This is a genomic window from Bacteroidota bacterium (assembly GCA_016213405.1).
In the GTDB taxonomy this organism is placed as follows: domain Bacteria; phylum Bacteroidota; class Bacteroidia; order Palsa-948; family Palsa-948; genus Palsa-948.
This window is the reverse complement of record JACRAM010000006.1, coordinates 104,665-117,856: the sequence shown is the minus strand read 5'-3', so window position 1 is coordinate 117,856 and position 13,192 is coordinate 104,665. Positions and strand designations below refer to the sequence as shown.

The window sequence follows — 13,192 nt, the reverse complement described above, 5'->3', positions numbered from 1 at the left end:
TTGTTATTTTTTAAAATGAATACCTGATTCCTCCGTAGATACCTCTGCCGCGAGTTGCGTATCCTCTTATTTCGGTGTACTTCGCATCAAAAATATTTTCTATCCGAACCATAGCGGTAAATCCTTTTATGATCTCATATCGTGCTGAAAAATCAAGCAAGGTATAATCTTCTACACCCATTGCATTTAACGCTCCGAAGGGTCCAAGCGCGGCATCATAATAAATATCGCTGCGCGCTCCTGCAAACCGGGCATCTATACGCAAAGCAAGTTTTTTTACAGGCATATACGTGATAGAAACATTGGCTGTATTTGGTCTGCGTACCAATCCTATGGATTCTGTTTCTTTTGTAACGAATGAGCCGTTGAAAAATAATTGAATATGATTTCCTCCTGTATGCGTAGTATCAATGCCTGAAGGATTGTACTTGATTTTCCCCTGAACAACGGAAAAGTTTCCTGACAAAATCAACTTTTCGGAAATCTTTGAAGTAAGAGAGAATTCAAAGCCATGAGCGTATTGAGTACCAAGATTTATATAGGTATCTCCTTTGTAATCGCCAAAGGAGATGGAATCAATCGCTTTTGATTTATCCCACAGGTAAACGTAGTCAACTACATTTTTTACTTCCGTGTTAAAATATGCCACTGAGTACGAAAACTGATTGTTTACTTTTTGCTTTATTCCTATTTCAAACGACTGTGATTCTTCCGGCTTCAGCGTTTTATTTCCGCGAGTTATGCCCGAACCAAAATCTTTATCGGGTGAATATAATTGGTAAAGCGATGGTGCGTTAAATCCTGTGGTATAAGAGAAATACAAGAGCGCATCTTTAGAAAGTTTCAGGGATGGATTTATTTCATAGGTAAACACATTTCCGAAAATACTGTGATTCACAAACCTTCCGCCAAGTCCAAGTGATACAGGCGATAATTTTTCATTCAGCAATATGCCGTTCAAATCAGTATGAATAAATCCATTCGAGGTTTGGGAATTTATTTTCAGAGAATCCCAATTACTTTTTGATTCATACACTCCAAACCCTGTGGAATAATAATAGGTTTGCGCGGTCATGGTTTCTTTGTAAAGATTACCACCCGCCACAACGTCAATTCCTTTTGTGCGATAGTTTAATTGTAAATCGTTGCTTGAAATATTTCCCTTGTACGATGCCGAATAATAGTTATGGTCATAAACCCCTGAACTGCTTGTTAAAGAAGAATCATCAAGGGCTTTTCTTATCATATCACTCGTCCCGCCATAATAAGAAGCAGAAAATTTATTATTGAATTTATAGGAAGCTCCATAAGTAAAAAAGTTGCGTTTAAAATCAATGATGTAATTATCATCATCCTGAAAAGCACCTTTGTCTATATCTACTTTCTGCTGTACTTTTTTATACGAAGCGTACACATCAAGTTTTTCATTTGTATATCCTATCTTTCCTATGAGGTCAAGTTTGTTAAATCCATCGCTCATATCGGGATGCTTGTAGGTATTCGGAGTTATGGCTGTGTCAACTGTGGAATTAAATCCCTTACTGCCTGTATTATACATTTCACCATTTATATAGAACCCGTTTTTGTGGGTGTAATTGAGCAAAATATTTTGAGAGAGTACAGATCCATTGTTATTGAAAGCACCTCCTTTTACTTCGGCATCGGTATGAACTCCGGGTTTTTCATTGTTCTTTTTGGTGAGAATATTAATTACCCCGCCAATCGCGGATGAACCATATAGGGTGCTGTGTGAACCGCGAACAATTTCAATACGGTCAATATTGCAGAGTGAGAGTTCCGATAAGTCAATGGAATTATCTGTTGAAGATGGGTCGGTGATTCGGATACCATCAACCATTATCACGGTTTGGTTTCCGTTTGCCCCGCGCATAAAGAGGTTGTTCAAACTACCAGGATTTTGCTGACCACCCACTACAAAAATTCCTTCCTGCATGGTTAGAAACTCCGCTAATGAATTAGCTCCCGAGTTTTTAATGTCTGCATTACTGATTACAGTTACACTGCGACCTACATCAATTAGATTTTTTTCACTGCGTGTGGCAGTAACGGTTACTGGTTTCAACTCCACTGTTTGTGAAGTGTCAACCTGTTGTGAGTAGCTTAATCGCGAAGCTACTAACACTGTAACCACAAGGATTGCTTTTGGTTTCATTGTTTTTTGGTTTTAAATGGTTAATAATGCAATAACAGTTGCTCTTTTATTGCAAACCAAAAAACAGAATAAGAAAGGAAGTGTATGGAATCCCGATTCACCGGGAGGAAAAATTCCATCTAACCTGACCTATGCTCCATTTCGCGGAAGCAATAAAGTCATCAAACAGTTAGGCAGGTTTCCTGACTTTCCCGACTTCTGACCGCCTTCCCGCATTTAAGCAGTGGCATAAATTTGTCAGAAGCGCTTCCCATAGATGGGACGAGATTACAGTTGCGCGACAGCCCGTGATTCTCACACGGTTCCCTATTATCTCCGACTTGGAATCGGAGCACCTAAATTATAGATGATTGAACAACAGAAAGAACATATAATGAGGCAAAGATAGAAAGTTTTAATAAAGCACAAATTTTCAATCTATCGGCAATTATTAATAAGAATGTAAGATATTTGCCTCATGGAAAACATAACTGAAAATATTATCGGTGGAATTTTAACAGTAGCCCCAATTACTCTCTTACTCTTAAAATTATTTGCTACTGAGTATGTAACAAATTTTACAAGAGAACTATTTAAGAGTAAAAGCAATAAAAAAGCAAATCTTATATTTAATGCTATCGTTGTTATTCTATTAATAATTGGAATCTCAATTATTGCATTCCCATATCTTACAAAAGAAAATCCACCCGACAACATAAGTCCACAAGAACAAACCGCTCCACAAAAAACAGATGGCGAAATTTTATTTGACGCTGGGAAAATTATTCATGATGAAATAAAAGAAGGCATTGAAAAAAGGAAAGAAAGAAAAGAGGATATTATAGCCAGTCGAGAAAAAAGGTTAGTCTATCAAATCGGCAATATAAAAGACAATGAAAATGGAGTATTGGATTTATATAAAAAATTAAAAAATATTCCCAATATTAATCTTGCAAGAATTTTTGTATTTGAAATATCAAGAAACAAATACTTTATGTATCAAAATGATGAATATTCGGAACAGCAAATTAATGATTCTCTCGAAAATTTTAAATCAACAATAGGTAGTATAGAACCTGCAATTGGCATTATTGACCTTATGAAATACTGCAAGGCGAATGAAAACATTAATGACACGAAAGAACTTAAATTCCGAAGAGAAAAAATTAAAATTCCTTGTTGTAACTGCGCTAAATAATGCGCTCAAAAATATCGCCATTAAAAAAATCAACCTGACTTTAATTCGTACAACCACTTTAGTGCCTGCTTTTCATTGCTGAACATTTTTACTGAAGACCTAAGTTTGGAGAATTGTATTGCGAAATTTACCAGCAAACGGACAAATCCCTTGTTTGAAACCACAGCTGTAGCTACTCTCGTTTTATTCATGATCTCGTGGTGGGCATATTTTTGAGCGTCTGGAGTAACTGTAAAAAAAGCCCGTGCATCACAAAGCACGAACTCTTTCTTTCCGTTCAAGAGTGCTTGATTCTCCTCTGTTGATTTTTTGATGGCGGGCATATCCACTACAGCTCCCTCAATATATTTTATGTGCAGGATATTATTTTCATCCACCCATTTTTCGTTGATGTTGGTTCGGAGTTTTTTCATTAAGCAATCATAATTCCCTGCGCTCAACAAAATATCTCCGTTAAAAAAATGATAAAGCCGATTACTATCAGAGCAATTATGATCGTCAATACATAATCCCAAGTTTCCATTTTATACCTGTCTTCTCTGCCCGGTTTTTTTTCTGAAATTTTTCTCATGCTTTAGAATTCGTGGAACAAAAGTAACTTACTTACCGTTTTATCACGCAATTTTTCTTCGTTTGCTTATCAGAACATCCCAAAAGTAGTTACCTCATAACTACTTGAATACCTAATTCCTGGTATTTTATTTAGAATTATTCTAAATACCTACTTTGCGGTATTGTGCAGAAGTTTTTCTCTCTGTTTATTTGCATCGTGAATTTTCAGAAAAAAGAATTACAATTTTTAAAAAATGTACAATAGAAAAACTCTATCACCTGTAATTTTCATAGAGAGGAATCTCTTTCTCTCTCATCACTTTTCGGATTAGAAACCAATGAAACTGCGTAAGCAAATAAACAACCTCAGACAAAACGCTGGGGTTGTTTTGCTTTATGTCCGAAACATGGGATTGAATCTAATGTTTCTTGGATTAAATCTAAAACTCTTTGGATTGAATATGATATTCAATTTTCAGAAATAATTTAAGCTAATCAAATAAATAATAGCATGGCAACAGTAAATATCAGCCGCAATCCCGAACAACTCTTGAATCTTTCGGAAAATATTATAAAGAAACACAAGAAAGACGGAGGCAAGAGCGCACTTACAGGAATGAATATGAGCGATATGGAAAAGATTACAATCGAAACCCGCAAAAAATACGATGAAGCAATTGAACTACGGAAAAGAAGTGAAAAACTTACCGAAGAAGTTCAAAAACTTCTCGGTATTCATAAAAAGCAGAAAACCACCCAGCCCGGTCACATACTTTATTACTGTACACAGGTGCGCGATATTCTGAAGGGAATTTTCAGAGCCACCTTGAAAAAACTTTGCGACTGGGGATTTATCGTGAACGATGGAGGAGGGAATAACAAACCTCAGAACCCATAAAAAAATAACACCCCTAAAATCAAATAAACATCAAAAACAAAACAACAACAATGAAAAAATCAATACTATTACTCGCTTGTGTTTCTTTCGTGTATACAAGCAACGCTCAAGTTATTATCGACACCGTTTCAATCGGTACAGGTTATGCAAACCAAAAATGGTACAGCCTGCAAAATGACGAACAAGGAAGTGCGCCAAAAAATAATTGGGACATTGCTTTTGACGCAGGAGGACAGGGTGCATCCATTCACATAAACTCTGTAACCGGAACAAAACTTTGGCTTTATCCGGGTGCAGATACTTCAGGATGGGCAACGCTCGACACAGCCGGATTGTCAACATGGATTGCACGTTATAATTCTGATACATCATGGAGCGTAGGAGCATTTAATCAGCCCCTTTCTTCCAATCCTTATGATTTGGGATGGGGCATTTACAGTACCATCACGCATTATGTAACTGGCGATTCTTTATATGTGATAAAACTTGCCAGCGGTACATATAAAAAGATTTGGATTAAACTCTTGGCAAACGGAGTTTATACATTCCGTTATGCAAATCTTAGCGGCACTTCTGATACCACTGCCCAGCTTACAAAATCGCTATACACGGGCAAAAATTTCGCCTACTATTCTTTGCAAAACAATCTTGCACTTGACCGCGAACCACTTTCAGCAAATTGGGATTTGCTTTTTACCCAATATACTGCCTTCATTCCTTCTCCTTATACTGTATCGGGCATTTTACATAATGCAGGGGTAACCACCGCACATATTGAGCCGATTGCTAACCCAAATACCTATTCAAATTGGTCGGGACAAACTTATAACACCGCCATTAACGAAATCGGTTACGACTGGAAGACATTTACTACCTCCTATGTAATTGATGACTCGCTTGTTTATTTTATAAAAACAAAAACAGGAGATGTTTGGAAAGTGATTCCCACAGGATTTGGAGGAAGTTCAACGGGTAATTATATTTTCTCTAAAGAAAAAGTTAGTTCTGTTGGAATTGCGAATGTAAATGGAAATTCATTGGGAACACTTGTACTATATCCCAATCCGGCAAGCGGAGAAAACACAACTGTAATCTACAGTTTTGAAAGTTCTGTTTCTTCTGCTATTATCAAAATTTATGATTTATCAGGAAAATCTGTTTATTCCGAAAATCTAAGAGCAAATACCGGGCTGAATACTTATAAGTTGAATACATCCATGTTTAATGCAGGAATGTATTTCGTAACTGTTGAATGTGACGGAAACAAGCTACAACAAAAATTAATTGTAAAATAATTTTAAAATGAAATATCTTTTTCAATGGATAAAAATATTCTTGTGTGCTTTGCTCATGCAGAGCACACATTTTCTTTTTTCTCAAACTAAAACGGGAGTATTGGTGATGGCTCATGGCGGAAGCCCCACATGGGAAGCATCTGTAAAAAATGCGGTGAATCCAGTCAAACAAAAATATCTCACCGAAATTGCTTTCGGAATGGCAGACCCAATGACCATGCAGGAAGGAATTAATAACCTTGAAAAGCAAGGAGTAAATACAATTGTTGTGGTTCCGCTTTTTATTTCTTCACATAGCCCGATTTTTCGTCAGGCGGAATATTTGCTTGGCTTACGGAAAGAACTTGCCGATGAACCGATAATAATGAGCCACGGTGCGCCCTCCAATACAGGTTCATTTTCAAACGACCATTCGCACGGAAGTTCAAGTTCAGGTTATTCAGGTGAAACGGAAGCGCAAACAACGCTTGATCCTGTTGTTACTAAATCCCAAATTATACTCGTAAAGCCTTTGGATGCGGATTCGCTGGTTGCGGCTATTCTGTATGAAAGAATACAGGAATTCAGCAAAGACCCCCAAAAAGAAACAATTATCCTCGTTGCTCATGGACCCGACAGCGATTCAGACAACAAGGGATGGCTGAAAAATCTCGATAGCTTGGCAAAGCAGGTTGAGCGGAGGCAAATGCTTTTGAAAAAAGATTCATTTCAAAATATTTTTACGGCAACTGTTCGGGACGATGCAAATAAAAATGTATATAACGAAGCCAAAGAACAATTACGCCTTAAAGTGCAAACAGCAGGAAAAGGGACTACCGTTATTGTTGTTCCTGTTGTACTGGCAACCGGAGGAATTGAAAAAGGAATTCAGTTGCGTTTGGAAGGATTAAATTATGTGTGGGTGAACAAGGCGTTACTTCCTCATGAGAATATTACAAAGTTTATTGAAAATGCAGTAATGACCCAAATAAAATAGAGCGTATGAACGATTTTTTCCCAACTATAAAAATGCTTCATCTCTTTTTTGCATCCTGCTGGCTGGGAGAAGTGATGGTTATCAATTTTATCATGACCCCTGCATTAGGGAAATACAACAAAGAGGGTAAAAGCGAAATGCTTGTAACTATTTTTCCAAAGTTATTCCGGATGGCTTCCATTCTTTCCGCTATAACAATAATAACAGGAACTTCACTTTTATGGTTCTATACGAAGTTTAATTTTGAAATCTTAATGCAAGGGCATTGGAGGATTATTCTGATTGGAGGCACACTTGGGCTTTTGCTAACACTTTTTCATTTTTTTCTTGAAGCGAGAGTTACAAATCTTCTTGCGCCAAATGAGAAAAATTACAATTATGAAAACCACGCATTAGTGTACGGCAGGTTGAAAATAATACCACGCATCGGATTAGTTGTAATTACAACTATATTTTTTCTGATGATGTTTGCCGAATACGGAATATAACTTAAAAATATTTGTTATGTCAGGATGCTGTAAAGATACGAACGAAGTAAAAAAAGATAATAACCCCCATAAAAGCAACTTCGTGAAATTTTTAGTTTATATGCTAACTGTTTTACGAAAAACATTCACTAAACACTAATCACTATGAAAACAAAATTATTTTTTGTGGTTCTTGTGCAGATTGCTCTGATGGGGTATTCCACATTTTCATCTGCACAGGATGGTTACTTTACAACCTATGGACATCACATTTACAAAGGAGAATTGGAAGTGTGTTTTATGCTCGACCATACATCGCCATCCTCATTTAAAAGAAATCTCGGACAACGAAATTATCTATCTCAAATGCCCGAATTGGAATACCATCCTACCAAGCAGCTCGCTTTGGAATTTATGCCCGAAGCATTTCAAGAATTTGAAACAGGCATTTCAAAGTTTACAGGATTCCGTTTTGAAGCAAGGTATCGCCTTTTCAAAAATGAAGTCCCTCTCAATCCAACTATTTATTTTGAGTATGAAGATTTAGATCCCGAAACACGTTTTAAGATGGAAACAAGCGGGTGGATAATTCCTCCCTACGAAGAAAATGACGCAGAACCTGCGCGCGAAAAAATTCTTGAGAACCGCATTATTCTTTCACAGGATATAAAAAACTGGAACATTGCGCTTAACTGGATTAATGAAATAGATACACGAAATGGTTTTACCGCCTTTGGCTATGCAATGGGGCTTCAATATCAGATTGCCAATGATGATGAAATTTCAGAAATCTATATCTGCCCCATGCACCCCGAAGAAAAATCTGCTAAGTCAGGGAATTGTTCTAAATGCGGAATGGCATTAATTGGGAAGGGCGAAAATAAATTTTTAACTCCTGCCACACTTTCTTTTGAATTTATCGGAACACTTGGCGATACAAAACAAATGGGAATTATTCCATTCAGGCAGGAACATTATTTCCAGCCGAGCATAATGCTGCACATGCCCAAAGGAAATATGCTATGCTTTGGATTTGCTCTTGGATTAACTGACGCCAGCGATGATATATTACGATTAATGTGGATGAAAGAATTTTAAAATAAATATTAAAATGTTCACTAAAAATTCCATTCTTAAAAATATTGTAAGCGAAGAACCAAAAGCGTTATCTGTTCTTGAACGGCTTCATCTTTCCACTATGCTGGATAAAAAAATAGATGATGTGGGAAAAGAAAGCGGGTTTGATGCGGATTTTCTTTTAACCGCTATAAAAGTATTTACTGCCGATGAAATTTCTGTCTATAAAGAATTTTCAAACTATCCCCTGCATTTCATTCTCAGGTATCTTCAAAGAACACATTCTTACTACATTACTAAAAAACTGCCTGAAATAGAACAATCATTGAATCATTTATTCATCCATTTCAAAGACACACATCCCCTGTTGATCATTCTCAGCAATTTTTTTCTTATTTATCAGGATGATTTAATTTGCCATATAGAAAATGAAGAAATGAAACTATTTCCGTATATCCATAAATTATTATCCGTTCAGGAAAAAAAATGCAGTTACAGGGAAATGCTCCATATCACAAATGGATATTCTCTCAATATCTTCACAAAAGAGCATACCGATGTAGAATCTGATTTGAAGGAAATCAGAAATCTGATATTACAACACTCGCCAACTTATCCCACGCCTTTTCCTTACAGGGTTTTTCTCACCCAGTTACAGGCATTTGAAGAAGATTTGCACATGCACCACATAATAGAGGAAGAAATTTTAGTGCCGAGAGCAAAAATAATAGAGAAGGAACTTATTGAAAAAAGAAATTTGAGACAAGAATTACTGCAACAAACAATATGTTACTCTTAAAAACAACTAAAGAATAATAAATAAAGATATGGGTTGGGGTTTCGGGTTTTTTTCATGACAAGTATCGGTTAGATAAATTAACCTATGAAATTCCAACCCGCCATTTTAAAAAAACGACTTTGCAAAATGTGTAATCACAAAACACTTCATCATAACCAACATGGTTATATAATAAAATGCAGCAGGTGCAAGCATATTCAAATCGGTTTTGGCTCATTTGCAGTTACGCAAACCATGAATGATTTTTTTGAATTCAGGCAAATGATTTATGAAAACCATACGTCAGCAAAGTTTTCCCACGAACTTATTCCCGAACAAAAGAGCATTCAACTGTCCACTCCTCTGCGAAATATGTTTTGGGTATTCAGCTTGAATGAACTCCATCATTTTACGGATTTATTAGAAAAGGCAAGTATCTCACTTGAAATAGAACAAATTCTTACAACCACAATCAATGAAAACTAAAATAATCATTTCGACTTTTTTATTTCTTTGCTTTTTTCTCTCCTCAAAAAGTCAAACTATAAGTGTGTTTGCAAAAGACGACAAGCAAGCCCTTATCGGAGCAAGTATCGCTTATAAAGTAGTTGGAGATACAAACGCCAAACCACAGGGCATAAGCACGGACAAAGGCGGGAAAGCAGTTCTTCCCTGCAATAGCACATCACAAAAATTTGCCATTACTGTATTCTTTATCGGTTATGAAACCATAAGCGATACCGTTGGATGTGCCGATTACAAATATTTTCTTCGCTCAATTTCCAAAGAATTAAATGAAGTAGTTGTTACGGCTCAGTATCAGGAAGGAAGTCCTGATAAATCGGTTTATAAAGTAAAAGTCATTGACAGCAAAGAAATAGAACAGCGCGGAGCAACCAACCTAAAAGATTTATTACAACAGGAGTTGAACATTCGTCTGACACAAGATAATGTTCTCGGAACAGGAATGACTTTAGGTGGAGTTTCGGGGGAGAACGTAAAAATTCTCATTGACGGAGTTCCTGTTACAGGCAGAACGGGTGGAAATATTGATTTATCCCAACTCAATTTGAGCAATGTGGAAAGAATAGAAATTGTGGAAGGACCGCTTTCTGTCAGTTACGGCACTAATGCGTTGGGAGGTGCAATAAATATAATCACAAAGAAAACACAATATGAAAGAATCGAAGTCGGACTTGATACTTACTATGAAACAGTCGGGCAATATAATACCGATATAAAAGCCGGATACAAGTTTGGAACAAACACCATTCAGCTAACAGCAGGAAGAAATTATTTTGACGGATGGAGCAGAACGGATGATCTTATAAAGTTCCCTAAAGTACAACCGGCTGATACAACCCGTTATCAGGACTGGAAGCCACGTGAGCAATATCAGAGCGGATTGCATTATCATAAGAATTTTAAAACACTTCAATTGCATCTTGTCTCAAACTATTTTCAGGAACAAATCACCAACAAAGGAATGCCCCGCGAGCCCTACAATGAAACTGCCTTTGATGATTATTACAATACATTCCGCTTTGACAATACCGCTTCTTTGTCCGGTAAAATCTCCAAAACAAAAAACATAAATTTTCAACTCGCATATAACGATTACAAACGAATCAAGAATACATATTACAAGGATTTAACTACTCTTGAAGAAAACCTTACCACCAGTTCAAGCGATCAGGACACAACCAAGTTTAAATTAATTAATGTAAGGGGAACTTACAGCACTTCCAATGATTCCGCAAAAATTAATTACGAAATCGGTTACGACATAAATATTGATAACAGTTACGGGCTTCGCATCAAAGAGAAAGAGCAGCAGATTGGCGATTATGCAATTTTCGCAAGCACGGAATACAGTCCTATAAAAATTGTTACGGATAAAAAGTTTAGAATGTTTACCATTCGCCCTGGACTTCGCTATGCGTATAATACTTCCTATTCGTCTCCCATAGTTCCTTCTCTGAATTTAATATTCCGTCCTAAAGAAAAAATTGCAATCCGTGCTTCCTATGCAAGGGGATTCCGTGCCCCCGGCTTAAAAGAACTCTATTTTGAGTTTGTGGACATAAACCATAACATCTTCGGAAATCCCGATTTGAAAGCGGAAACCTCCAACAATTATCAAACTTCCGTTTCATTAAGCGGTTCATCTGGCAGAAAATTTTGGCGGATTGAACCTTCATTTTTTTACAATGACATTAATAACCTTATTACGCTTGCTTACATGAGCGGAGGAAACAAATATTCCTACATCAATATCGGAGAATACAATACTTATGGGGGGCAATTCAATACTGAATTTGGAGAACAGGAGTTAATGCTCTCGTTCGGTGGTGCGCTGTACTGGACGCATTCTGAAATGACCGAAGATGACGGACACACAGACCATGTTCATACCAATGTGGCGCATGATTATACCCCTGAACTACGCGGAGCGGTAAAATATCAGATCATAAAAACAAAAACCCAGTTTGCGCTTTTCTATAAATATTCAGGCAAAGTATTGGGCTATCATTATGATGAGGATGGTGAATTGCAACAGCATTGGATGGATGATTATCATACGTTTGATTTAACCATCAATCAACCCCTTTTCAAGAAAAGAGCCGTGCTTGCCGTTGGAGCAAAAAATTTATTGAATGTTCGTTATATCGGAATATTCAATATGGAACACACAAGCCACACAGGTCCGCACAGCGCACACTCCATTTCAATGCCTGTAAACTGGGGAAGAACCTTTTTTATTAATCTGAAAATAAATCTCAGCAAACGAATGAAATAATATGTCTATAAAAATAAAAATCTGCTCAACTCTTTTTCTCTTCGGCACAATCCTTTTTTATTCTTGTAAAAAAGAAGAACTTCCCGTTCCGAAGCACGACCCCGGAAATGTCATCACTTCAACGGTGAATATGAACATTGATTATCGCTATCAGATATTTTATGATCTAGAAACCAATACAGCCGTCAGCCAAAACCTGAAAACAACGTGGGATTTGGGTTTTGAAACTTCTGAAAGCGGGTACAGGGTAATTCTAAATTCAGCAAAAGCCATGTATGTTTATAACACAAACAGCACGGATTTTAATTCTGTAACCGACACAAGCGGATTGAGTGCCGGAAAAAAAATGGAATCGCCAGCAGGTAATATGGATTCAACGGCAATAGGAGATTGGCAAACTGCTTCCAATGTTTATATTATTGACAGGGGATATAACGAAACGGGCGTTCATCAGGGATTCAGGAAAATTATTTTTCAAAGCGTAGATGGACAAAAATACTCCGTGCATTTTGCTCAACTAAGCGGGATTGGAGACACCACATTAGAAATCTATAAGAACAGCACATACAATTTTACTTTTCTTTCGTTCAGCACCAATGCAACTGTAATCATTGAACCGCCAAAGGCGGATTGGGATATTGTTTTCACGCAATATCTTGAAGCGATTCCTTCTCCCTATCTTGTGGTTGGGGCATTGCTCAATAGATACAACACTTCTGCAAAAATGGATTCCATGACCGCATTCCATAATATCACTTATGAACTTGCAGAATTACAAGTCCTCAGTTCAAACATTAATTCTATCGGATATGGTTGGAAGGAATATAATTTTTCAAATTCAAGCTACATCGTATTCCCGCAGATGTGTTATATCATAAAAGATAGCAAGGGAATTTATTACAAACTTCACTTTATTGACTTTTACAATATATCCGGCAATAAAGGGAATCCGAAGTGGGAATATCAAAAATTGTAGTACCAATGTTGTAATGTAATATT

The 13,192-nt window shown here is 36.8% G+C and carries 12 protein-coding genes and 1 riboswitch; of the genes, 10 read left to right on the top strand and 2 right to left on the bottom strand.

The features are described 5' to 3' along the window. Positions 1-10: 10 nt before the first annotated feature. Positions 11-2,173: a TonB-dependent receptor gene (locus HY841_01035; GenBank protein MBI4929319.1), complete on the bottom strand. Its 2,163-nt coding sequence runs from the start codon at positions 2,171-2,173 to the stop codon at positions 11-13. Between the two features lie 154 nt (positions 2,174-2,327). Further along, positions 2,328-2,527: riboswitch (cobalamin riboswitch) on the bottom strand. A gap of 103 nt (positions 2,528-2,630) precedes the next feature. Between HY841_01035 and HY841_01030 the strand changes: the two genes are divergently transcribed. Continuing rightward, the gene (locus HY841_01030; GenBank protein ID MBI4929318.1) at positions 2,631-3,350 is read left to right on the top strand and encodes a hypothetical protein; all 720 of its coding nucleotides are present in this window, start codon (positions 2,631-2,633) and stop codon (positions 3,348-3,350) included. A gap of 29 nt (positions 3,351-3,379) precedes the next feature. Here the strand turns inward: HY841_01030 and HY841_01025 are convergent, their stop codons facing one another. After that, positions 3,380-3,763, bottom strand: a complete 384-nt coding sequence (locus HY841_01025) for a hypothetical protein (protein MBI4929317.1) — start codon at positions 3,761-3,763, stop codon at positions 3,380-3,382. A gap of 650 nt (positions 3,764-4,413) precedes the next feature. On the opposite strand from HY841_01025, the gene HY841_01020 reads away from it, so the two are divergent. The 9 genes from HY841_01020 to HY841_00980 all read left to right on the top strand — a co-directional run bounded on the left by HY841_01020 (position 4,414) and on the right by HY841_00980 (position 13,169). Then, positions 4,414-4,800: a hypothetical protein gene (locus HY841_01020; protein ID MBI4929316.1), complete on the top strand. Its 387-nt coding sequence runs from the start codon at positions 4,414-4,416 to the stop codon at positions 4,798-4,800. Between the two features lie 50 nt (positions 4,801-4,850). Further along, complete coding sequence (locus HY841_01015; protein ID MBI4929315.1) at positions 4,851-6,095, top strand: T9SS type A sorting domain-containing protein; 1,245 nt, start codon at positions 4,851-4,853, stop codon at positions 6,093-6,095. 7 nt (positions 6,096-6,102) lie between these two features. After that, entirely contained in the window at positions 6,103-7,071 is a 969-nt protein-coding gene (locus tag HY841_01010; GenBank protein MBI4929314.1) for a hypothetical protein, read from the top strand. Positions 7,072-7,076: 5 nt separating this feature from the next. Continuing rightward, the gene (locus HY841_01005; protein MBI4929313.1) at positions 7,077-7,559 is read left to right on the top strand and encodes a hypothetical protein; all 483 of its coding nucleotides are present in this window, start codon (positions 7,077-7,079) and stop codon (positions 7,557-7,559) included. Positions 7,560-7,703: 144 nt separating this feature from the next. After that, on the top strand, positions 7,704-8,636 hold the full coding sequence (locus HY841_01000; GenBank protein MBI4929312.1) for a hypothetical protein: 933 nt from the start codon (positions 7,704-7,706) through the stop codon (positions 8,634-8,636). Positions 8,637-8,649: 13 nt separating this feature from the next. Next, positions 8,650-9,414 (top strand): hemerythrin domain-containing protein, encoded by a 765-nt coding sequence (locus HY841_00995; GenBank protein MBI4929311.1) that lies wholly within the window; start codon positions 8,650-8,652, stop codon positions 9,412-9,414. Between the two features lie 126 nt (positions 9,415-9,540). Beyond that, positions 9,541-9,879 carry a hypothetical protein gene (locus HY841_00990; GenBank protein ID MBI4929310.1) on the top strand — a complete coding sequence of 113 codons (339 nt, stop codon included), beginning with the start codon at positions 9,541-9,543 and terminating at the stop codon, positions 9,877-9,879. Beyond that, positions 9,869-12,193 (top strand): TonB-dependent receptor, encoded by a 2,325-nt coding sequence (locus HY841_00985; protein ID MBI4929309.1) that lies wholly within the window; start codon positions 9,869-9,871, stop codon positions 12,191-12,193. Before HY841_00990 ends, HY841_00985 begins: the two co-directional genes overlap by 11 nt. Position 12,194: 1 nt before the next feature. Next, the gene (locus HY841_00980) at positions 12,195-13,169 is read left to right on the top strand and encodes an HmuY family protein (GenBank protein ID MBI4929308.1); all 975 of its coding nucleotides are present in this window, start codon (positions 12,195-12,197) and stop codon (positions 13,167-13,169) included. Positions 13,170-13,192 lie beyond the last annotated feature (23 nt).

Coding starts and splice junctions, on each gene's coding strand:
- HY841_01020 (MBI4929316.1), top strand. CDS start 4,414: ATGGCAACAGTAAATATCAGCCGCAATCCCGAACAACTCTTGAATCTT.
- HY841_00990 (MBI4929310.1), top strand. CDS start 9,541: ATGTGTAATCACAAAACACTTCATCATAACCAACATGGTTATATAATA.
- HY841_01005 (MBI4929313.1), top strand. CDS start 7,077: ATGAACGATTTTTTCCCAACTATAAAAATGCTTCATCTCTTTTTTGCA.
- HY841_01015 (MBI4929315.1), top strand. CDS start 4,851: ATGAAAAAATCAATACTATTACTCGCTTGTGTTTCTTTCGTGTATACA.
- HY841_01010 (MBI4929314.1), top strand. CDS start 6,103: ATGAAATATCTTTTTCAATGGATAAAAATATTCTTGTGTGCTTTGCTC.
- HY841_01000 (MBI4929312.1), top strand. CDS start 7,704: ATGAAAACAAAATTATTTTTTGTGGTTCTTGTGCAGATTGCTCTGATG.
- HY841_00980 (MBI4929308.1), top strand. CDS start 12,195: ATGTCTATAAAAATAAAAATCTGCTCAACTCTTTTTCTCTTCGGCACA.
- HY841_00985 (MBI4929309.1), top strand. CDS start 9,869: ATGAAAACTAAAATAATCATTTCGACTTTTTTATTTCTTTGCTTTTTT.
- HY841_01025 (MBI4929317.1), bottom strand. CDS start 3,763: ATGAAAAAACTCCGAACCAACATCAACGAAAAATGGGTGGATGAAAAT.
- HY841_01035 (MBI4929319.1), bottom strand. CDS start 2,173: ATGAAACCAAAAGCAATCCTTGTGGTTACAGTGTTAGTAGCTTCGCGA.
- HY841_00995 (MBI4929311.1), top strand. CDS start 8,650: ATGTTCACTAAAAATTCCATTCTTAAAAATATTGTAAGCGAAGAACCA.
- HY841_01030 (MBI4929318.1), top strand. CDS start 2,631: ATGGAAAACATAACTGAAAATATTATCGGTGGAATTTTAACAGTAGCC.